This is a genomic window from Gordonia sp. UCD-TK1, from assembly GCF_001691435.1.
Classification (GTDB): Bacteria; Actinomycetota; Actinomycetes; order Mycobacteriales; family Mycobacteriaceae; genus Gordonia; species Gordonia hongkongensis.
Genome location: NZ_LZMP01000068.1, coordinates 139,212 through 159,333 on the forward strand (window position 1 = coordinate 139,212; position 20,122 = coordinate 159,333).

General features: G+C 64.9%; 19 protein-coding genes. 13 read left to right on the top strand and 6 right to left on the bottom strand.

The genetic code is table 11. From position 1 onward, the window contains the following. Positions 1–22: 22 nt before the first annotated feature. The 3 genes from A9310_RS22935 (at position 23) to A9310_RS22945 (ending at position 3,860) form a co-directional block, all read left to right on the top strand. A complete protein-coding gene (locus A9310_RS22935; RefSeq protein ID WP_083207503.1) occupies positions 23–1,135 on the top strand; it encodes a TIGR03857 family LLM class F420-dependent oxidoreductase in 1,113 nt (370 codons plus the stop codon). Positions 1,136–1,225: 90 nt separating this feature from the next. Beyond that, complete coding sequence (locus A9310_RS22940) at positions 1,226–2,662, top strand: aldehyde dehydrogenase (RefSeq protein ID WP_065632605.1); 1,437 nt, start codon at positions 1,226–1,228, stop codon at positions 2,660–2,662. A gap of 34 nt (positions 2,663–2,696) precedes the next feature. Next, complete coding sequence (locus A9310_RS22945) at positions 2,697–3,860, top strand: NDMA-dependent alcohol dehydrogenase (RefSeq protein ID WP_065632531.1); 1,164 nt, start codon at positions 2,697–2,699, stop codon at positions 3,858–3,860. Between the two features lie 89 nt (positions 3,861–3,949). On the opposite strand, the gene A9310_RS22950 is transcribed toward A9310_RS22945, so the two are convergent. Further along, the gene (locus A9310_RS22950) at positions 3,950–5,164 is read right to left on the bottom strand and encodes a CaiB/BaiF CoA-transferase family protein (protein WP_175401199.1); all 1,215 of its coding nucleotides are present in this window, start codon (positions 5,162–5,164) and stop codon (positions 3,950–3,952) included. 309 nt (positions 5,165–5,473) lie between these two features. Here A9310_RS22950 and A9310_RS22955 point away from each other — a divergent pair, with 309 nt between their 5' ends. The 5 genes from A9310_RS22955 (at position 5,474) to A9310_RS22975 (ending at position 9,787) form a co-directional block, all read left to right on the top strand. After that, positions 5,474–5,887: a Zn-ribbon domain-containing OB-fold protein gene (locus A9310_RS22955; protein WP_065632532.1), complete on the top strand. Its 414-nt coding sequence runs from the start codon at positions 5,474–5,476 to the stop codon at positions 5,885–5,887. Next, positions 5,884–7,068, top strand: a complete 1,185-nt coding sequence (locus tag A9310_RS22960) for a thiolase family protein (RefSeq protein ID WP_065632533.1) — start codon at positions 5,884–5,886, stop codon at positions 7,066–7,068. Before A9310_RS22955 ends, A9310_RS22960 begins: the two co-directional genes overlap by 4 nt. A 469-nt stretch (positions 7,069–7,537) precedes the next feature. Continuing rightward, positions 7,538–8,770, top strand: coding sequence for an amidohydrolase family protein (locus A9310_RS22965; protein ID WP_247450260.1), 1,233 nt, complete (start codon positions 7,538–7,540; stop codon positions 8,768–8,770). 10 nt (positions 8,771–8,780) lie between these two features. After that, positions 8,781–8,987: a hypothetical protein gene (locus tag A9310_RS22970; RefSeq protein ID WP_065632534.1), complete on the top strand. Its 207-nt coding sequence runs from the start codon at positions 8,781–8,783 to the stop codon at positions 8,985–8,987. Beyond that, positions 8,984–9,787: an SDR family NAD(P)-dependent oxidoreductase gene (locus A9310_RS22975; RefSeq protein ID WP_065632535.1), complete on the top strand. Its 804-nt coding sequence runs from the start codon at positions 8,984–8,986 to the stop codon at positions 9,785–9,787. The genes A9310_RS22970 and A9310_RS22975 overlap by 4 nt, the downstream gene beginning before the upstream one ends. Before the next feature lie 12 nt (positions 9,788–9,799). Here A9310_RS22975 and A9310_RS22980 read toward each other — a convergent pair whose 3' ends face one another. Continuing rightward, on the bottom strand, positions 9,800–10,402 hold the full coding sequence (locus A9310_RS22980; RefSeq protein WP_065632536.1) for a cysteine hydrolase family protein: 603 nt from the start codon (positions 10,400–10,402) through the stop codon (positions 9,800–9,802). Between the two features lie 146 nt (positions 10,403–10,548). On the opposite strand from A9310_RS22980, the gene A9310_RS22985 reads away from it, so the two are divergent. The 5 genes from A9310_RS22985 (at position 10,549) to A9310_RS23005 (ending at position 15,641) form a co-directional block, all read left to right on the top strand. Next, entirely contained in the window at positions 10,549–11,814 is a 1,266-nt protein-coding gene (locus A9310_RS22985; protein WP_065632608.1) for a cytochrome P450, read from the top strand. Further along, the gene (locus A9310_RS22990; RefSeq protein ID WP_254661323.1) at positions 11,811–12,635 is read left to right on the top strand and encodes an enoyl-CoA hydratase/isomerase family protein; all 825 of its coding nucleotides are present in this window, start codon (positions 11,811–11,813) and stop codon (positions 12,633–12,635) included. Before A9310_RS22985 ends, A9310_RS22990 begins: the two co-directional genes overlap by 4 nt. A 1-nt stretch (position 12,636) precedes the next feature. Beyond that, on the top strand, positions 12,637–13,077 hold the full coding sequence (locus A9310_RS22995; RefSeq protein ID WP_065632537.1) for a Zn-ribbon domain-containing OB-fold protein: 441 nt from the start codon (positions 12,637–12,639) through the stop codon (positions 13,075–13,077). A gap of 62 nt (positions 13,078–13,139) precedes the next feature. Next, entirely contained in the window at positions 13,140–14,063 is a 924-nt protein-coding gene (locus tag A9310_RS23000; protein WP_065632538.1) for an SDR family NAD(P)-dependent oxidoreductase, read from the top strand. A gap of 531 nt (positions 14,064–14,594) precedes the next feature. After that, positions 14,595–15,641 carry an IS30 family transposase gene (locus tag A9310_RS23005; protein ID WP_247452148.1) on the top strand — a complete coding sequence of 349 codons (1,047 nt, stop codon included), beginning with the start codon at positions 14,595–14,597 and terminating at the stop codon, positions 15,639–15,641. 479 nt (positions 15,642–16,120) lie between these two features. On the opposite strand, the gene A9310_RS23010 is transcribed toward A9310_RS23005, so the two are convergent. The 4 genes from A9310_RS23010 to A9310_RS23025 form a co-directional block, all read right to left on the bottom strand. Further along, positions 16,121–16,315 (bottom strand): ferredoxin, encoded by a 195-nt coding sequence (locus A9310_RS23010; protein WP_065632540.1) that lies wholly within the window; start codon positions 16,313–16,315, stop codon positions 16,121–16,123. A 64-nt stretch (positions 16,316–16,379) separates the two neighbouring features. Continuing rightward, positions 16,380–17,945 carry a class I adenylate-forming enzyme family protein gene (locus A9310_RS23015; protein ID WP_247450257.1) on the bottom strand — a complete coding sequence of 522 codons (1,566 nt, stop codon included), beginning with the start codon at positions 17,943–17,945 and terminating at the stop codon, positions 16,380–16,382. Then, a complete protein-coding gene (locus A9310_RS23020) occupies positions 17,942–19,093 on the bottom strand; it encodes an acetyl-CoA acetyltransferase (protein ID WP_065632541.1) in 1,152 nt (383 codons plus the stop codon). The genes A9310_RS23015 and A9310_RS23020 overlap by 4 nt, the downstream gene beginning before the upstream one ends. Next, the gene (locus A9310_RS23025) at positions 19,090–20,118 is read right to left on the bottom strand and encodes an acyl-CoA dehydrogenase family protein (RefSeq protein WP_065632542.1); all 1,029 of its coding nucleotides are present in this window, start codon (positions 20,116–20,118) and stop codon (positions 19,090–19,092) included. The genes A9310_RS23020 and A9310_RS23025 overlap by 4 nt, the downstream gene beginning before the upstream one ends. Between the last annotated feature and the right edge of the window lie 4 nt (positions 20,119–20,122).

Below are 20,122 nucleotides of genomic sequence, written 5' to 3' on the forward strand. Positions count from 1 at the left end.
CCAACACTGTCAGAATAGGCCCATGACCGACGAAAAAGCCAACTTTTCGGGGATCGCGTTCGATCCTGCGCTCGGGACCGGGCGACCGCCTCGGCCGGCGGTGGGTGCGTACACGCTTCCAGGGCGCGTACCGGATCCCCGGCCGGTGATCGGCCAGGCGGTCGAGGCCGAGCGCCTGGGCTTGAGCACACTGTGGCTCAGCGAGCGGTGGGGCACGAAGGATTTCGGTGTCATCGCCGGGTCGATCGGCCAGGTCACGGACACGATCGAGATCGCCTCGGGGATCACTCATTTCCAGTCCAGGCATCCGGCGATGCTCGCTTCGATGGCGATGACGGCCCAGGCGATGTCGAATGGACGGATCGTCATCGGGATCGGCCGCTCGGTCGACGCGATGTGGCGTGCGGTCGGGCTACCCCCATCCACGAATGCCTCGATCGTCGACTCGGCCGAACTGTTCCGACGGCTGTGTCGCGGCGAGAAGGTCACATACGACGGACCGGCCGGCAGATATCCCTCGCTACGCCTGGCCGATGTTCCGGACCAGCCGGTTCCGCCGTTGGTGTTCGCCGCGATCGGCCCCCGGGGGCTCGGCATCGCGGGCCGGTACTTCGACGGGGTGCTGTTGCACCCGTTCCTGACACCGGAGGCCGTCGCCCGATCGGTCCGGGTCGTCCGTCAGGCGGAGAAGGATGCGAAACGCGCCTCCGGCAGCGTGCGGATCTACGCCACCGTGGTCGTGGCCTCCGGCCTCGACCCCGCCGAGGAACTGGCCGTGATCGGTGGCCGTGCGGTGACGTACTACCAGATCCCGGGGTTCGGCGAGCAGCTGGCGAAGGTCAACGGATGGTCGGTCGAGGATCTGGACGCGCTCCGTGCGCATCCGCACCTGCGCGGTGTCCGGGGGGCGGCGGATTCGGTTCGGACACGCGAACAGCTCACCGAGGTGGCGTCCTCGCTACCCGAGGAATGGATCCGGTCGGCGTCCGCGGTGGGTTCGGGGACCGAATGCTGGCGGACATTCGATCGGTACCGCGATGCCGGCGCCGACGAACTGGTTCTGCACGGTAGTACGCCCGATCAGCTCGGACCGCTGTTCGGCAGCGCCGAGGGCGCGGTACCGTCGTTGGTCTAGGGTGACATTACTGCCAGAAATACGGACGGGCCGATGGGTGATCACGACATCGTGGCTGCCACGCTCGCAGAGCACAGTGAGAGGTTGTACGTGTACGAATTCGAAGGCATGTACGTATCGGGAAAATGGAGTCCGACATCGGGGCCGCCGATCGAGGTCCGTTCGCCCGCCGACGGCGAATTGCTCGGACGGGTCGGCGAGGCGACCGCGGCCGACGTCGCCGTCGCGGTCGAGGCCGCCCGGACGGCGCTCGAGCATGGCCCGTGGCAGTCCAGCACCGCCGCCATCCGCGCACAGGCGATCACCGCCCTGGCCGATGCGATCGGAGCACGGACGAAAGAGTTGGCCGACGTCGTCTCCGCCGAGGTCGGGTCACCACGGAAGTGGACGACCTTCGGGCAACTGGCCACCGCCCTCGGGGTCTACCGGGCCTGTGCGGCGATCGTCGAGGACTACGAGTTCGAGGAGAGACGCCCGTCGGCGACGGGTGGCGAGGTTCTGGTGCGTCGACTCCCGGTCGGTGTGGTGGGAGCGATCGTGCCCTGGAACGCACCGTTGTTCACCGCCGCGTTGAAGATGGCTCCGGCGCTGGCCGCCGGGTGCACGATCGTCCTCAAGCCGTCACCGGAGGCACCGCTCGCCCTCTCGATGCTGGCGGAGTGCATCGAGGAAGCCGGTATCCCGGCGGGGGTGATCAACATCGTCTCCGGTGGTGTGGCCACGGGAGCGGCGCTCGTCGCCCACCCTGGTGTGGACAAGATCAGCTTCACCGGATCGACCGCTGCCGGAAAACAGATCGGCGCCGCGTGTGCGCAGGACGTCCGTCGAGTGACCCTCGAATTGGGAGGCAAGTCGGCCGCTGTCGTGCTGGACGATGTCGTGGTCGACGCCACCCTCATCAACGGACTGGTCACCGGCGTGATGGCCAACAACGGGCAGATCTGTGCCGCGCAGACGCGGATCCTGCTGCCGCGCAGTTGCTACGACGAGATCCTCGAGCCGTTTGCGGCAGCAGTCTCGGCGATGCGCATCGGTGATCCAGCAGAACGTGACACCGAGGTGGGACCGGTCATCAACGCGGCGTCCCGCGACAGAATCGAGAACGCGGTGGCGGGCGCGGTCGACGCCGGTGCTCGCCTGGTCGCCGGCGGTACCCGCCCTGACGGTTTCGACAGCGGTTCGTATGTCAGCCCGACTGTGCTGGCGGACGTCGACAACGACATGGCGATCGCCCGTGACGAGTTGTTCGGGCCGGTTGCGGTGGTCATCGCCTACGACGACGAGAACGACGCGGTCGCCGTGGCCAACGACTCGGAGTACGGACTCGCGGGTGCGGTCTGGTCGGCGGATCCGGTGCGGGCAAGCCGGGTGGCGGCGCGTATCCGAACCGGTTCGGTGTCGATCAACTCAGCGGCGCCACTGGACTTCGGGAGTCCCTTCGGTGGTTTCAAGAAATCAGGTATCGGACGCGAGGGTGGCCCGGAAGGCATTGCGGCATACCTCGAATCGCAATCGATCATCCTCTGACGTCTCGTCGGAACGTAGTGTGGAAGGACAATAAATGGAGACCAAGGCCGCGGTTCTGTGGGAGCGCAACACAGCTTGGCAGATCGAGACCATCGAACTCGATGCCCCGAAAGAACAAGAGGTGCTCGTCGAGCTGCATGCCTCGGGGATGTGTCACTCCGACGAGCACATCGTGACCGGCGACATGCCGTTCCGGTTGCCCTGTATCGGCGGGCATGAGGGTGCGGGTGTGGTGAAACAGGTCGGCTCCCACGTGTCGTGGCTACAGCCGGGCGACCACGTCGTGTTCGGATTCATCCCGTCCTGTGGACGGTGCCCGTCGTGTTCCAACGGGCATCAGAACCTGTGCGATCTGGGTGCCAAGATCTACAGCGGGAACCAGATCCAGGACGATACGGCGCGCCATCACACCAAGGGGGAGGACCTCGCGCTCGCCTGTGGCGTGGGTTCTTTCGCCCACCACACGGTGGTCAACGAGGCGAGCTGCATCAAGATCGAACCGCACCACCCCCTGGACCGCGCATGCCTACTCGGTTGCGGATTCATCACCGGATGGGGATCGGCGGTCTACACCGCCGACGTCCAGCCCGGCGAGAACGTCGTCGTCGCCGGGGTCGGGGGCATCGGAGCCGCGGCGGTCCAGGGGGCGAAGCTCTCCGGGGCGCGGACGGTCACCGTCATCGATCCGTCGGAGTACAAGCGGGAGATCGCACTTCGGATGGGTGCCACACACGTGGCCGAATCGTGGGAGGACGCCCGGGGTGTGGTCGCGGAGGCGACGTGGCACCGGGGAGCCGACAAGTTCATCTGCGCCATGGGCGTGGGCGAGGGACGTCTGGTGGCAAAGGCCCTGGCGATGACGGCCAAGCGCGGGCGGCTCATCGTCACCAACATCCACCCGATGCTCGAGCGCGAGATCTCGGTGAACCTGATGGACCTCACCCTGCAGGAGAAGCAGATCGTCGGCAGCCTGTACGGTTCGGCCAATCCGCGCGCCGACATCCCGAAGGTTCTGGAATTGTGGAGCGGTGGGTTCGTCGACCTCGACGCGATGGTCACACGCAGCTACCCGCTCGAGGGCGTCAACGACGGCTACGACGACATGCGCGCGGGTAACAACGTGCGTGGCATCCTGCGTTACCCGGCTGCCGACGCGCCAGAGGATCAGTCGTTGGAAAAGGCTGCTGCCGGCGTGTGATCCGCTGTTCCTTCCACGCTCGAACAGCCGGTGTCAGACGAACAGAAGGGGAGGACGCCGTTCGGCGTCCTCCCCTTCGTCGGCTCGGACTAGAGGATCGCGCCGCTCACCTTGTAGTCGATGATCTCCTCCATGGGCAGTCCCAGCTCCTCGAGCACCGCGTCGGTGTGCTCACCGTGGGCCGGCGCACGGGTCAGCTCGCTGGGCGTCTCGTTGAACTGGATCGGGGTGCTCACCAACTTGTAGTCCACGCCGTTCACGTCGGTGAGGTCCGTGATGTAGCCGTTCGCCAGCACCTGCGGATCGGTGACGACCTCACGTGGTGTCTGGACCACCGACCAGGACCCGTCGATCTTGGCCAGTTCGGGCTTCCACTCCTCGAGCGTCCGTTTGCCGAATGCGTTGCTCAGGACCTCGATGACCTCGAGCCGATTCTCACCGCGCTTCGCGTGGTTCTCGAACCGGGGGTCGGTGATCATCTCGGGGATTCCGAGAACGGTGACGAGTTCGGGCCAGTAGCGGTCCGACTCGAGCATGACCAGCGAGATGAACCGACCATCGGCGGTCTTATAGGTGTTGACCAGCGGGTTCGCGGCCGTCGCGGGAGTGTGCTTGGGGTACCGCTCCATGTTGAACGCGTGCGCGCCCGCGATGGTCGCGCCCATCGACCATGCACCCATCGCCAGCAGGGAACTGTCCACGGTGAGGGCTTCGCCGGTGCGTTCGCGATGCAGGAGTGCGGTGGAGACGGCGCCGGCCAGGGTCAGGCCGCCGAGAACGTCGCCGAACGCCGGACCCGGCATGGTGAGGCGGTAGTCCAGTTCGTCCGGGCTGATGTTGTCGGCAGCGCCGCCGCGACTCCAGAACGAGGTCATGTCGTACCCGCCGCGGTTCGCTTCCTCGCCGCGCTGGCCGCTCGAGGAACCGCGAACGTACACGATCTTGTCGTTGACCGCCCGAACGTCCTCGACGTCGAGGCCCAGCTTCTTGCGGGCGTCGGGACGGAAATTGGTCAGGAATACGTCGGCGGTGGCGATCAGCCGCATCAGCAGGGCGCGTCCCTGTTCTGACTTGAGATCGATTGCAACGCTGCGTTTTCCGCGGTTCGGGAGTTCGAACATGTGATTGACCCCGCCGGCCGGGATCAATCCCGACGTCACGAGCCCGCGCTGGGGATCACCCGACTCGGGATGCTCGATCTTCAGTACGTCCGCGCCCCACTCGGCGAGGATCGCGCCCGCCACCGGCACATACGTCCAGGCCGCCACCTCGACAACACGAATTCCGTTCAGCACACCGACCACGTCAATTGTTCCTCTCGGTCCTGACTCGATGGGCCGCGACTGATCGTCGCCGTGCCCCATCGGGCTATATCTGACTAAGTGTACACGAAAATACCCGCGTTTTGTGTCGCGTGTCACTACGAAGTTGGACTCTAGATTGGCAGGTGGATGCGAGATCCACCCCTGCGACCCGATCCTTGAGCCAAGTTGGCAAATCAATATCTGACACAGTGGTGATGAATGCTAACCTGAGACCGGGGTGACCGCCGTCACGCGCGTCGCGCAGCTGCCGGCCGCCCGGACAACAGTGATTTTCGGAAGGACGAGCAGATGTCTAACGAGGCAGGTCGGATTCTGCCGGAGGTGACCCCGGAATCGGAGGCCTTCTGGACCGGAGGATTCGACGGTGAACTCCGCATATACCGATGTCGAGACTGTCGAGGCTGGATTCACCCGCCGGTCGGGGCATGCTGGCGATGCCGGAGTCGCAACGTCGGACCAGAGGCCGCGTCCGGGCGTGCACGAATCGCGTCCTTCACGGTCAATCACCACCCCTGGCTTCCCGCTTTCCCTCCTCCCTACGTCATCGCGGTGGTCGAACTCGACGATCAGCCCGATGTCCGCCTGACCACGTGCATCGTCGGCGTCGATGTGAATGCGGTCGAGATCGGACAGCCGGTCGAGGTCGTGTTCGAGTCACACGACGATGTGTCCCTGCCCTTCTTCAGGCCGTTGGCAGCATGAGTTTCGTGGACGACAAGGCGGTCATCAGCGGGATAGGTCAGTCCGAGATCGGCCGGCGGATCGGGCGTTCGGGTATCGACCTGGCGCTCGAGGCCGCCGAGCGCGCTGTGGCCCACGCGGGCCTGACGTTCGATGACATCGACGGTGTCGCAAGCTATCCGGGCCCGGTACAGGCGGAGGGCGGGTTCGTCGGTGCGACCACGCACGATGTCCGCGATGCCTTCGGGTTGAGGACCAGGTGGCACGTCAGCGGTGTGGAGACGTCGGGCCAGATAGGCACGCTGCTCGACGCGGCTGCGGCAATCTCTTCGGGCCGCGCCACACACGTGCTGTGCTTTCGGTCGGTCTGGGAGGCCACTGCCCAGGCATCTGGTCGCGCCGCCGCGCTGACGGGCAAGGCGATGCGTGCGTCGGGCCATGCGGAGTTCCGGATGCCATTCGGAGCCGCCTCCCCGGCCAGCTGGATCGGCATGTACGCACAGCGTTACATGTATGAGTTCGGCTTGACCAGAGAGCATCTCGGAAAGTTGGTCATCAACGCACGCACCAACGCGGCCCGGAATCCGAACGCCATCTACCGCAAGCCGATGTCGATGGTCGACTACTTGAACGCGCGGATGATCTCGACTCCCATGGGATTGTTCGACTGTGACGTCCCGTGTGACGGAGCGACCGCGATCATCCTGTCGCGGCGAGAAGAGACGGTTGGCCTGAAACAGACACCGATCACCATCGAAGCGGCAGGCTCGGCGCTCTACGAGCGACACTCCTGGGACCAGCGAACCGACCTCACGACGATGGCCTCACACGACGCCGCCGCGTCGATGTGGGAAGGGACCGACCTGACCCCGGCCGATGTCGACTTCGCAACGCTCTACGACGGATTCAGCTACCTGTGTTCGCAGTGGATCGAAGCGCTCGGCTTCGCCGAGCACGGCAAGGTCGGGCAGTTCCTCGACGACGAGGGGTACTACGCGATCGACGGCACGTTGCCGATCAACCCCCACGGTGGGCAGTTGTCGGCGGGCCGTCTGCATGGTTACGGGTTCCTGCACGAGGCCTGTACCCAATTGTGGCGGCAGGCCGGAGATCGCCAGATCAAGAAGGACCTGTCGGTGGCCGCCGTGGGGATCGGCGGGGGTCCGGAGGCGGGTTCCATGCTGCTGAAACTCGGTACCTGATCGGGACGGTTCATCCGACGTCGTTGGTGTCCACCCGCAATCCGGGTGGACACCGACGACGTCAGTTGCTGTGCGCGGGAGACGAACTCAGACACCGTCGACCGACGTAGGAGTACCCGACTGCGAACCCGGGGAAGTCCGGTCATGATGCCTGATCCGCCGGGGCAGAGCGAAGGGGTTGGACGCAATCAGCCGCTGCTCCCTCTCAGTGGGACCCCGCCGGCGGCATCGACGTCCGGATCGCTCCCCGGCACCAACCGCTTGGGGTGACATCAATGTCAGTTCTGAGCTGCGTTCGACCACCTCGACGTTCCAGATTCTTTGCGCGAATGCCGGATTTCTCCGAGAATAACTTGACTCTTGTGACGCCTGTCACTAAAGTGACATAGTGTCAGATATGGGAACGATGCCCAGGTTCACAGTGGCCTGTTCCCCCCCTTGTAGCCCGTCATACGTAGCAGGAGGCGTTGTGCCGCTCCAGGATTACATGCACTTGATCTCGGTCGACGATCACTTGATCGAACCGCCAGACGTCTGGTCGACCAGGTTGCCGAAGAAGTTCCTCGATGAGGGTCCGCGGATCATCGAGATGGACATGAGTCAGCAGCAGGGGGACGAAGGTCTCTCGGCGGCCCTGCTCAATGCCGCACGCGGCGAGGGCGGTCGGGCCGCGAAGAAGAAGATCGCGGAGGTGTGGTCTTACGAGGGCCGCATCTACCCGAACATCGGACTGAACGCGGTGGCCGGCAAGAAGCCGCAGGAGTACGGCATGGACCCGACGCGCTACTCGGACATGTTGCCCGGCTGTTACGACGCCAAGGCCCGCGTGGCCGACATGGACATCGATGGTGTGCAGGCTGCCCTGTGCTTTCCCTCGTTCCCGCGATTCGCCGGCACGGTCTTCCTGGAGGGCGAGGACAAAGAACTCGCCCTGCTGTCGGTGAAGGCATGGAACGATTTCCACCTCGACGAGTGGGCGGCGGCGGCTCCCGACCGGATCATCCCGCTGATCATTCTCCCGCTGTGGGACCCGCAGGCCGCCGCGGAGGAGATCTACCGCTGTGCCGCCAAGGGGGCCAAGGCGATCACTTTCCCGGAAAACACTGTCACGCTGGGTCTTCCGTCGTTCTACACCGACCATTGGGACCCAGTGTTCCGCGCGGCCGAAGAAACCAACATGCCGTTGTGCATGCACTTCGGTTCATCGGGTCGGGCCCCGATCACGTCGCCTGAGGCGCCGATGGCGGTCATGATCGCGCTATTCGGCACGAACTCGATGTATGCGACCGCAGACCTCCTGTTCTCGCCGGTCTTCTACAAATTCCCCAACCTGAAGATCGCTCTGTCCGAGGGCGGGATCGGCTGGATGCCGTACCTGCTCGAGCGAATCGACCTGACCTGGGAGAAGCATCGCTGGTATCAGAACGTGAACAAAGAGGTCCGTCCCTCGGATCTGTTCCGGTCGAACATCTACGGCTGCTTCATCGACGACCACGAAGGTGTTGCCCGTCGCCACCAGGTCGGTATCGACAACATCACCTGGGAATGTGATTACCCCCATTCGGATTCCAACTGGCCCAACAGCCGGCGGTACACCGAGAAGCTCCTCGCCGAGGTTCCCGATGAGGAGGCCCACAAGATCGTCGAACTCAACGCGCGGAAGTTGTACAACTTCCCGCGCACCGAGGCCGCGGCTCGCTGAGGACTCGATCATGGCTCATGGCAAAGACATCGACGCAGCCGACTGGGTCGATCAGGATCTGCTCACCAGGGACGAGTCCCGGGACCGTCTCGAGGAGGAGATCGAGTTCGAACGGAACAAGCTGAACGAGCTCCGATCCGGACCAGGTAACGAGGATTCGGTCGAATTGGCGAGGCGCAGACTGGTTGCCATGGAGAACCTGAGGGACTCGCTGTGACTGCACCGGGCACGCGGTTGCGCGGCAAGGTCGCTCTGGTCTCCGGATCCACCAGGGGCATCGGACGGTCGATCGCTCAGCATTTCGCGGCGGAGGGAGCGAAGGTTGCCGTCACGGGCCGAACTGTGGAGCGCGGCGAGAAAGTCGTGAACTTCATCCGTGACGCCGGCGGCGACGCCGAGTTCTTTCCGCTCGATGTCACCTCCGAGGACAGTGTGCGGAACACGATAGACGCGGTCGTCTCGCGTTTCGGTGGACTCTCGACGCTCGTCAACAACGCGGCACCGACAGACGTGGTCGCCACGACGGTCAAGCCGTTACATGAGTACTCCACCGCGGAGTGGGACTCGATCATGACCGGGACCCTCACCGGCAATGTGTTCTGGGCGTCGAAGTACGCCTGGCCGCACCTGGTCTCGGCCGAAGGAGCATCGATCCTGAATGTCTCATCCGGTCAGGCGATCGCAGGTTTCAAGGGGTTCGGAGCCTATGGCGCAGCGAAGTCTGCGGTGACGAGCCTGACGCGGTCACTCGCCGTCGAAGGTGCGGCGGATGGGATCCGGGCGAACTGCATCCTGGTCGGCCGCGTGGTGTCCGGACGCGGAGATTCAGGTCACCACACCGGTGGCGGACGGCTCACCCGCATCGGCAATCCGATGGATATCGCCTATGCGGCAACCTATCTCGCCTCCGATGAATCGGCCTTCGCAACTGGTTCGATGCTCACCGTCGACGGAGGGTTCTCCATCAACGGTGACGCGGTGTCCGATGCGGAAGCGGCAGCGTTCGCCACCAACTGAGGCTCGACGCCATCACCCCGGCAGCCGACGGATCACGTCGGCAGCCGGGGTGATCCGCGTCAGCATCGCCAGCATGTTCGTCACCATGTAGTCGTGACTCTCGGCACTCGTACCCGCTGTGCAGTCCTCTGCGAGAACGACGTCGTATCCTCGGTTCACGCCCTCGAGCGCCAAGCCGGGAAGCGCGACATCTGTGGATATGCCCGCGAGCACCAGCGTCTGTACACGCTGCAGTCTCAGCATCGCATCGAGATTGGTGCCATAGAACGCCGTCAGACCGGTCGCGCGTGAGCTGACCAGATCTGTCGGTTCGGGACCGAGGTCCGCGGGGATGACGATGTCGGGACTTCCCTCCACCATCATTCGACCGCGGATGGCCAGTTTGCTCAGATAGGAATTCGGCAGCATCCCCATCTGGTCGGACCGGTGGGCGATGGTGCAGTGAACGACGGGCAGCGACCGCGCTCGGAAGGCGCGGGCCAACTCTGCCGTGTTCCGGACCAGGCCGCGGACGGAGGCCTGCTCGGCGAGCCCGGAGAACAACCCCGGAGGCGGGTCGAGCAGCCCCTGCTGGCACTCGCTGATGACCAGGGCGGGGGAGCTGTATGGAGTCATTCTTCCTCCGTGACTCAGGTGACGTTGAAGCCAGTTAAGATCTGGAGTGGTTGATCAAAATCGTGTGAAGATGCAGTTCAAGGTATTTGCCAAAACATGACACGAATGCCAGAATAGCTCCAGCATAACTACCAGAGGCGGTGCCCATGATCGAAACCGACGAGATCGCGTCGACCCCGTTGCATGACCTTTCCTGGTGGCAGCAGTCCCCGGCCGAACGAGACGCGGAGTTCGCGACGCTGCGCCGCGATCGGCCTCGGATGTTCGTGCCGCTGGGCCCAGCCGAGGAGGGCCGACGCCCCAAGGGGTTCTGGGCCCTGACCACATACGAGGACATTCTCGAGGTGAGCAGGAGGCCCGAGGACTTCTCGTCGGGCATCGGTGGGACGCAGATCTTCGATCAGCCGGCCGAACTCCGGGAATACCGCGGTTCCATCATCGACATGGACAACCCCGAGCATGCGCGGCTGCGCAAGATCGTCTCGCGCGGGTTCACCGCGCGGAATCTGTCCGGGTTGCGCGACGAGATCGAGGAGACGGTCAGCGAGATCCTCGACGAGATGTCGCAGACCGGCGAGGCCGACTTCGTCGAGGAGTTCGCGTCGTTGTTGCCCCTGCGCATCATCGACAATCTGCTCGGAATCCCGCGTGAGCACGAGAAATTCATCCTCGAGGCCACCAACACGATCCTCGGCGCATCGGACCCCGAGTACATCGAGGACCAGTCCGCCCGCGGTATCGGCAAGGCGGTCACCGCCGCGAGCGAGGGACTGATCGCGCTTCTCAACGATCTCGCCGAGGACCGGATAGCCGATCCGCAGGATGATCTGATCACCAAACTCGTCGCCGCGGACGACGAGAACCTGACACCCCAGGAGATGGCGAAGTTCTTCATCCTGTTGGTCGGCGCGGGTAACGAGACCACTCGCAACGTGATCTCGCACGGCCTGCACGTGCTGACCCAGCACCCGGATCAGCGGGATCTGTGGTTGTCGGATTACGAGGAGTACGCGTCCACGGCCATCGAGGAGATGCTCCGGTGGGCGACACCGGTCATCCACTTCCGCCGCACGGTTGCCCGGGACGGGGTGATGCTGGGTGACCTCGAATTGTCCGAGGGCGACAAGGTGGTGATGTGGTACACCTCGGCGAACCGTGACGAGACGATGTTCGACGATCCCTATACCTTCGACATCACCCGAGATCCCAACCCACATGTGGCTTTCGGCGGTGCCGGTGCCCACTTCTGCCTGGGCGCACATCTCGCAAGGCTCGAGCTCGACGTCGCCTTCCGGATGCTGTTCGAGCGCTATCCGGACATCAGGTCGGTGGGCGAACCCGTGCGGTTGCGGTCGAACTTCCTCAACGGGATCAAGCACCTTCGTGCCGAGTACACCCCGGTGACGAAGTGACGGAACTCGCCTACGTGCGTGCCGACGAGGACGCGGTACAGAGTGGGCTGACCGACGGTGTCCTGACGATCCATCTGAACCGTCCACAGGCGGCAAACGCGCTTCGGCCCGATGATCGCGACGCGCTCACCGAGCTGTTCCTGGATGCGAACGCCGACCACGAGGTTCGCGTCGTCGTCCTCCGGGCCCGCGGGAGACAGTTCTGTGCCGGAGCGGATGTGGTGAAACTCGCCGATGGGCATGCCAAGAACGTGAAGCGGGCCACTGGGCCGATGAAGACCATCATGGGTGGTGCCCAACGTCTGATCGCATCGGTGCTCGACTGCAGCAGACCCGTGGTGACCGTGGTGCAGGGGGCCGCTGCCGGAATCGGCGCTCACCTCGCCTACGCCTCGGACCTGGTCGTGGCGACCGACAATGCGTACTTCGCCGAGTCCTTCGTCAAGCGCGGCCTGGTCGTGGACGGAGGCGGCGCGTACCKCCTCCCGCGGCGGATCGGAATGCAGAAGGCCAAGGAGATGGCGTTCTTCGGCGACAAGCTCTCCGCTCAGGAGGCATTCGACCTGGGCCTGGTGAACAGGGTGGTGCCGCCGGAGGATCTCGAAGCCGCCGTCGACGACTACGTCGGACGACTGGCCGTGGCGCCGACGAGTGCGGTGGGATTGACGAAGCGGTTGTTCAACGAGTCGCCCGACGTGGACCGAGCGGGATCGTTCGTCACCGAAGCCATGGCTCAGGAAATCCAGTCGTACTCGCTCGACGCCCGCGAGGGCGTGTCGGCCTTCGTGCAGAAGCGCCCACCGGAATTCGTGGGGTGGTGAGATGGCCGACACCGAAAAGCCGGCGGGGGTCCGGCCGGCGAAGCCCCGCGCCGACATCCCCACCGTCGAAGCCGCGACCACACCATATTGGGATGCCGCCGCGCAGGGCACACTACTCGTGGCCAGATGCGGGGACTGCGGAAAGGTCCACCACTACCCGAGGCCATTCTGTCCGTTCTGCTGGGGCGAGAACGTGACCAGTTTCGAAGCCAGCGGTCGAGGGACGCTGTATACGTACTCGACCGTCTACATGAACGACCTGCATCCGTTCAAAGAGCGGCTGCCGTACGTCGCAGCGATCGTCGAACTCGACGAGGGTCCGCGGCTGATGACGAACATGGAAGACTGCGAGCCCGCAGACCTCGAAGTCGGGGTGCGGGTGACCGTCGGCTTCCGTCCCATCACCGACGAGTTCACGGCCACGATCTTCCGTCCGGCCTAGGTCTCTCGACCGGCAGGGCTCGTGCGGTCGAAACATACACAACGCAGAGGAGTATCAGCACCATGAGCGGATTGCTCGACGGCAAGGTGGCTTTGGTCACGGGATCCGGACACGGAATCGGGCGAGGCCACGCGCTGGAACTCGCCAAGCACGGCGCGACCGTCATCGTCAACGACCTGGGTACCTCCCTGGATGGTCAGGGCACCGGCAAGGTTGCCGACGAAGTCGTGCAGATCATCGAAGACCGTGGCGGCAAGGCCATCTCGGATTTCAGCGATGTCGGTGACGAGGAGTCGGTCGATCTGCTCGTCGAACGCGCCTATTCCCAGCTGGGCCGCCTCGACATCGTGGTCAACAACGCCGGTATCGTCCGCGACAAGGCGATCTGGAACATGAGTGTCGACGATTTCGACCTGGTGATGCGGGTGCACGTGCGGGGCAGCTGGCTGACAAGCCGAGCCGTGGCCCGGAAGTGGCGTCAGGAATCCAAGGACACCGGCGCCAAGGTCTACGGGCGGATCATCAACACCACCTCCGGTGCCGGACTCCAGGGCCACTTCGGGCAGACGAATTACAGTGCGGCGAAGGCGGCCATCGTCGGGCTCACGCAGACGCTCAGCCTCGAGCTCGCATCGACCGGCGCGACCGTCAACGCGATCAGCCCGGGTGGGCGCACTCGCATGTCGGCCACCATCGCCGGCGCCGCGGCGCCGATCGAACCCGACGAGCGGTCCGAGGACGAGTTCGACCCCAAGGATCCGTCTCTTGGTTCGCCGGTGGTCGCATGGCTCGCCAGCCCGGAGGCCGGACACGTCAGTGGACAGGTCATCAAGGCACTGGGCGAGAACATCCAGTGGTTGAAGGGTTGGACCCCCGTCAGTGCGGTGTCAAACGGCGGAAAGCGCTGGGACGCCGAGAAACTCGGTACTGTCCTGGGGGTCGACCTGTTCGGCACGCGCGCCTCGGGGTTGCGTCTGGGCGGATAGTCCACGCACCCACCGCGACGACCGCGCCTGCCCTCTCGGACAGGCGCCGTCGAGTGGTCCATGCCGTCGGGTTCCGCCGGCCCGTCCAGGATGAGCTACCTCCGCATCATCCCGCTTGTCACGGTGGGCCCGCGTCCGAGGGGCGGATTCTAGCGATCCCCGCAACACCCTGGCTTTCAGGGAGTTGCGGGGATCGTGGTTTCTGCAGAGTTGAAGGATCGGTTCTTCGAGGCGCTGGATCGCGAAGGCGGGAGTGTCACGGTTGCCGCTCGTTGTGTGGGTGTTAATCGCAGTACTGCGTCTGGCTGGGTGCGTCGAGCCGGGTTACGCGGGCGTGGCAAGCCGGGGACCTCTGGGCATCCCGGGCGCGCTCGTTATGACGAGTTGCGGGCGGCTGGTGTTCGTCGTCGCGACGCCGCCCGGCAGGTGGGCGTCAATATCCGGACTGCGCAGGATTGGGATCAGGGGATACGCAAAGGTGCTCACGCGCGCCTTCATCCCGATGGTCGCCGCATCGACTACAAGACCGGTATGACGACGTACGACTCAGCGGGGCGACGGCCGTCGGTGGCCAAGATCGAAGCCCAGCTGCATCCTCGGTTCCTGAGCTTGTCTGAGCGTAAGCAGATCGCTGACATGCACCGTGCCGGCGACTCGTTGCGCGAGATCGGACGCCGGTTGGGGCGGGCGGCGTCGACGATCAAACGCGAGATTGATGCCTACTCAGTGTCAGGGGTATACCGTCCTTATCGGGCTCAAACGGCCTGGGCGAGTGCGCGTTTACGTCCTAAGGAGTCCAAACTCGCCACCGCTGGGCCGCTTCGGGATTACGTCCGCGACAAACTTGCCCAGCAGTGGTCTCCAGAACAGATCTGTCACGCTTTGATCATCGAGTTCCCCGATGACAAGGCAATGCGAGTGAGTACCGAGACGATCTACCAGGCGATCTACGTTCAGGCCCGCGGCGGGTTGCGCCGTGAAGTCGCCGACGCGTTGCGGACCGGACGTACACGTCGTAAGACTCGCCGGTCCCCAGACCGCCGCGCAGCCCGGTTTGTCGACGAGATGGTGATGATCTCCGATCGGCCGGCTGAGGTCGAGGACCGGGCGGTACCGGGCCACTGGGAGGGTGACCTGATCGTCGGTACCCGTTCGGAATCGGCCATCGTGACGTTGGTCGAATGCACGACTCGCTACGTCCTGCTCGGGCATCTGCCTGGCGGACACACAGCCGAGGAGGTTCGCGACGTGCTGATCCCGCTGATCGGTGCTCTACCCGAGCATCTGCGGGGGTCGTTGACCTGGGACCAGGGCTGTGAAATGGCGGCGCACAAGCAGGTCAGCGTCACCACCGGTGTGTCGGTCTACTTCTGCGACCCCCATTCACCATGGCAGCGCGGCTCTAACGAGAACACCAATGGTTTACTGCGCCAATACTTCCCAAAGGGAACCGACCTGTCGGTACACAGCGCCGAGGACCTCGAACTCGTCGCCCAAAGACCCAACGGCCGACCACGCAAAACGCTCGACTGGAGAACACCAGCCGAGCGCCTGCGTGATTTACTTGTGCCAGTCTAACCAACGGTGTTGCGAGGACCCCTAGAATCCGCCAGGAGCGCTCCGGGCCCTGATGACACCGGGATAGCGGCACCGATCGACCCGTGCTGTGCCTCAGGCGATATCGCAAGTCGGCACCGACGGTCGTCTTCCTGGTGCGTCGGAGTGTGCCGGACATCAGACCGACTGCGGCCGGCGATCTCTCGGCTTCCCGCGCAAGAACCCCGATCTCCCCGCTGGATACTGGAGCACGACTCGATTTCGGGGTTCGCGATCGCCCACGTGCCGCACGCTGCGCAGCCCCGAAGTCGATGTGGCGAACCGGATTCCGGTGGCCGTCGGTGACGACGTCCACGCTGTCGGTCAGAAAGCGGGGGACACCGTCGCTTCCCATGGCGCACGGTCGATTGATTCCGGCTGGTCGGATATGTTCCGTGTCCTCCGTGATGGCGAATGGAGTTCGCCACCACGGAGGACAGTCGTCTCCCAGACGGAGGAGATCAATCGTCGATGACCTTGATCGCGCTCATCGGACAGCGACTGGCGCCGTTGCGCGCCGCGGATTCCATGCCGCCACCGACGGTGAAGTCGGCGTTGGCCGCGTAACCGTCGTCATCCAGTTCGTACAGGTCTGGTTCGTGAAGCGCGCACATCCCGTGCGCCTCACATTCGTCGAGAGCGATGTGGACTCGCATCGTGAACTCCTCAAGGGGTCGTAGCGGGCTGCAGGTGACCCGGAGCTGTCCGGGTCTCGGTCGATCACGTGTTCCGAGCGTTGGCTGGCGGGGTACGTGACGGCGGTGGATTCTCGACGAGAAGATCTCGCAGGCGAGTCCGGTCGGTCTTGGCCATCGCCGTCTGGGGGATCGTGTCGACCAGCACGAGATGGTCGGGCGATTTGTAGTCGGCCAGCAAGGACGTCGTCCACTCGCGAAGTTCGTCCAGTGTGGGTGGTCGATGGGGATCCGCGGGTACGACGAACACAACGCCGATCTCACCGATCACCGGCGCGCCGTGCCCCACGACAGCAGCGTCGAGTACCAGAGGGTGCCGCGCAATCGCCTGCTCGACCTCGACCGGATGCACATTGAAGCCACCGCGGATGTACATGTCACCGGACCGGCCTGCCAGCCGGAGATTGCCCTCGGGCGTGAACGTGCCGAGGTCGCCGGTGAGCAGGTAGCCCTCGGAATCGAAAGCGGCAGCTGTCAACTCCGCATCGCGCCAGTACCCGCGCATCACACAATCACCCTTGATGCGGACCCGTCCGACCTGACCGGGAGGGAGAACCGCCCCCTCGTCGTCGACGACTTGCACAGTCATCCCGTTCTGTGGGCGCCCGACGGTCCGGGTTTGGACCTCGGGCGGATCAGCCGGGTCGGTTCCGCAGACCGTCGGTGACTCGGTCATGGCGTAGCGGACGACCAACGGAACCCCGATCAGTTCCGTCGTGCGCTCGACGAGTTCGGGTGACGCCGGTGCGGTGGCAACGACGCCGACCCGGAGATCGGGGAACGAACCCCGATCGAGACCGGGTAGTTCGAGCAGCTTCGCCCATTGGGTGGGGACTCCGCCGCCGACCGTGACGTGTTCGTCGGCGAGCGTACGAGCCATACCGGCTGCCGTCCACGGCGCCGGTGGAATGATGAGGGCTGTGCCCCAGAGCAGTTGGTCCCACAATTTAGACATGTAGCCGGCATGCGAGAACGGCGTAGAAGTCATGCGGCGGTCATAGGGGGCACTCATGATCCCAGCGGCCTGTGCCGACGCGGCGAGGTTGTCGGCGTCGAACCAGGCTCCTTTCGGCAAACCGGTTGTCCCGCTGGTGAAGATGATGGCGACCGGGTCGCTACGATCGACATCGACGACCGGGGGTTCTCCTGGATCGGAGTACCACGTTCTGAGCAGCCGCAGGTCGACGACGGGCACCCCGCACTCCGGTGGTTGGTTCGACGCATGAACGATGAGCGCCGGCGCGGACACCCTCAGGATGGCTCCGGTCTCTGTCGGGCCGAGCCTTCCGTTGACGCCCGCGGTGACGGCGCCGAGCATCGCGGCGGCGGCGTAACAGGTGGCGTAGTCGACACCGGACGGGAGCATCAGGGTGACGACATCACCCCTGCCGACGCCCAACGCGGCGAAGTGTGCGGCCACCGAACGCGCCCGGGACACCCACTGGGCGAAGGAGACCCGCGACCCCGGCTCGACGTAGGCGTCGCGTTCGCCGTGGAGTTCCGCAGCTGCTTCCAGCAGTTCCCGGGTGTTGGCGAAGGTGTCCTGCAGGGGCGGTGCGATCGCGGGTACGGCTGAACTCCGAGCGCTCACGGTTCTTCCGATCCGAGCAAGACCGTGCCGCTGGAACAGAACCAGCCTCCGGTACCGCTGACGCAGGCGATCTTCGCGTCCGGGACCTGTCGTGCACCACCCTCGCCGCGCAGCTGCCTGGCTGCTTCGACGAGTAGGAAGAGTCCACGCTGACCGGGGTGACACGCGGACAGGCCACCCCCGTCGGTGTTGGTCGGCAACGCACCGCCGAGACGTAGGTTCTGCTCGGCGACGAAGGCGCCACCCTCTCCTTTCCCACAGAACCCGAGATCTTCCAGGCTCAGCAGGAGCATGTAGGTGAATGCGTCGTAGATCTCCGCGACGTCGACATCAGACGGGCGCACACCGGCGCGTTCGAAGGCAAGTGGGCCGGTGACCGCGGCGGGACCCACGGTCATGTCTTCCCACTGGCTGGTGAGCATGTGGGAGGTGGCGTCCGCAGAACCCAGCACCCAGACCGGTGGTGACTTGAGATCGGGCACCCGATCCTCGGCCACCAGGATGATCGCTGCGCCGCCGTCGGAACGGATGCAGCAGTGCAGCTTGGTGAATGGATCGGCGATCATCGGTCCGGACAACACGTCATCGACGGTGATCGGGTCGCGGTACATCGCCTCGGGGTTGTCGGCGGCGTTGAACCGGGCCGACACCGCGACCTCCGCGAGCTGCTCGATCGTCGTACCGTACTGATGCATGTGACGCCGTGCGGCCATCGCGTATTTCGAGATCAGCGTGTGGCCGTATGGCGCGTCCCACTGCAGTGGGCCGCGGGCACCCCAGTTGATGTTGGCTCCCCGCAGCCCCTTCCGGATGTCGGCGCGGGCGGTGGACCCGTAGGTCAGCAACACCACGTCGGCGTGACCCGCGGCGATCGCGTCGGTCGCATGGGAGACCATGACCTCCCAGGACGCACCGCCGACGGAGGTCGAGTCGATCCATCGCGGTCTGATGCCCAGATACTCACCGACGTCGGTCGGGGGCAGCGTGCCCTGACTGGTCGATCCCAGCCCGTCGATGTCGGCGGGGCTCAGACCGGTGTCGGCCAGCGCCCGACGGCTGGCCTGGGCCATGAGCTCATACGCGTTCTTGTTGTCGACCTTGCCGACATCGGAGAGCGCGACACCGGCGATGGCGACCTTTCGATTCACTGTGCGGCCTCGAGGTCGAGCAGCTCGGCGAGTACTCCGGAGGCGCCTGCGAACAGATGCTTGTAGACGATGGCGCGTTTCAGATACAGGTGGGCGTTGTGTTCGAACGTGTAACCCATCCCGCCGTGCACCTGGATACTCCCGCTTCCGTTGCTCATAGCGGCCTGTGCCGCGACCGTCTTCGCTGCCAGGATCTGGAACTCGGTGTCCGACCGGCCCGCCTTGAATGCCGTCGCCGCGAAAAACGTCTGCGCCGTGGCGGACTCGGCCCGGACTGCCATGTCGACGACGGCATGTTTGATGGCCTGGTGCACGCCGATGGGCCGTCCGAACTGTTCGCGGGTCTTCGCATGCTCCACGCAGATCTCGGTGATCGCCTCGGCCAGGCCGGCGAGGTAGGCCGAGGCGAGGATCTGGGCGCGACCCCAGATCCACTCGCTGCCGGCCGGCAGCCAGGCGGTGACATCGCCCGCCGTCACCGTTGCGGTGGCCAACCGCGTTCCCGGGTCGACCGATTCGGCCGGTGTGACGTCACCGAACTCGACCAGTTCGATGAGCGCGGCACCGTCGCGGGTGACGAGGAGGGCATGGCTCGCGCCCGTGCAATCCAGGAGGTCGAAGGACCCCTTGAACCCGTCCGCGCCGATCTCCCCGTCGCCGCGGAGTTCCGCGAGCCCGACCATCGCGGTCCCCGCGGCGATCTGGTCGACGAGCTCGAGGTGTCCGGTCGCCGCGGCGACCCTGGCGCCGAGCGTCGACGCCAGGAAGGGCCCGACTGCGAGATGCTTGGCCAACTCCATGACCACCATCACCTCGTCGTCGATGCCCTGACCGAAACCGCCGAAATCCTCGTCGAGACCGAGAGTGAGCAGACCGAGTTCGGCACCGCCGCGCCATATCTCGGGGTCGACGGGTGACGCGTCGTCGCGATGAACGCGGATCTCTTCGACCGGTGGTCGCGAAGTGATGAAATCCCCTGCGGCGGCGACCAGCTCGAGCTGGTCGCCGGATGGGAGGAGGTTCATGGTG

Excerpts from the sequence above, each read along its gene's own strand:
- A9310_RS22935 (WP_083207503.1), top strand. The coding sequence starts at position 23 with ATGACCGACGAAAAAGCCAACTTTTCGGGGATCGCGTTCGATCCTGCG.
- A9310_RS22945 (WP_065632531.1), top strand. The coding sequence starts at position 2,697 with ATGGAGACCAAGGCCGCGGTTCTGTGGGAGCGCAACACAGCTTGGCAG.
- A9310_RS22955 (WP_065632532.1), top strand. The coding sequence starts at position 5,474 with ATGTCTAACGAGGCAGGTCGGATTCTGCCGGAGGTGACCCCGGAATCG.
- A9310_RS22960 (WP_065632533.1), top strand. The coding sequence starts at position 5,884 with ATGAGTTTCGTGGACGACAAGGCGGTCATCAGCGGGATAGGTCAGTCC.
- A9310_RS22970 (WP_065632534.1), top strand. The coding sequence starts at position 8,781 with ATGGCTCATGGCAAAGACATCGACGCAGCCGACTGGGTCGATCAGGAT.
- A9310_RS22980 (WP_065632536.1), bottom strand. The coding sequence starts at position 10,402 with ATGACTCCATACAGCTCCCCCGCCCTGGTCATCAGCGAGTGCCAGCAG.
- A9310_RS22985 (WP_065632608.1), top strand. The coding sequence starts at position 10,549 with ATGATCGAAACCGACGAGATCGCGTCGACCCCGTTGCATGACCTTTCC.
- A9310_RS22995 (WP_065632537.1), top strand. The coding sequence starts at position 12,637 with ATGGCCGACACCGAAAAGCCGGCGGGGGTCCGGCCGGCGAAGCCCCGC.
- A9310_RS23000 (WP_065632538.1), top strand. The coding sequence starts at position 13,140 with ATGAGCGGATTGCTCGACGGCAAGGTGGCTTTGGTCACGGGATCCGGA.
- A9310_RS23005 (WP_247452148.1), top strand. The coding sequence starts at position 14,595 with ATGACGACGTACGACTCAGCGGGGCGACGGCCGTCGGTGGCCAAGATC.
- A9310_RS23010 (WP_065632540.1), bottom strand. The coding sequence starts at position 16,315 with ATGCGAGTCCACATCGCTCTCGACGAATGTGAGGCGCACGGGATGTGC.
- A9310_RS23025 (WP_065632542.1), bottom strand. The coding sequence starts at position 20,118 with ATGAACCTCCTCCCATCCGGCGACCAGCTCGAGCTGGTCGCCGCCGCA.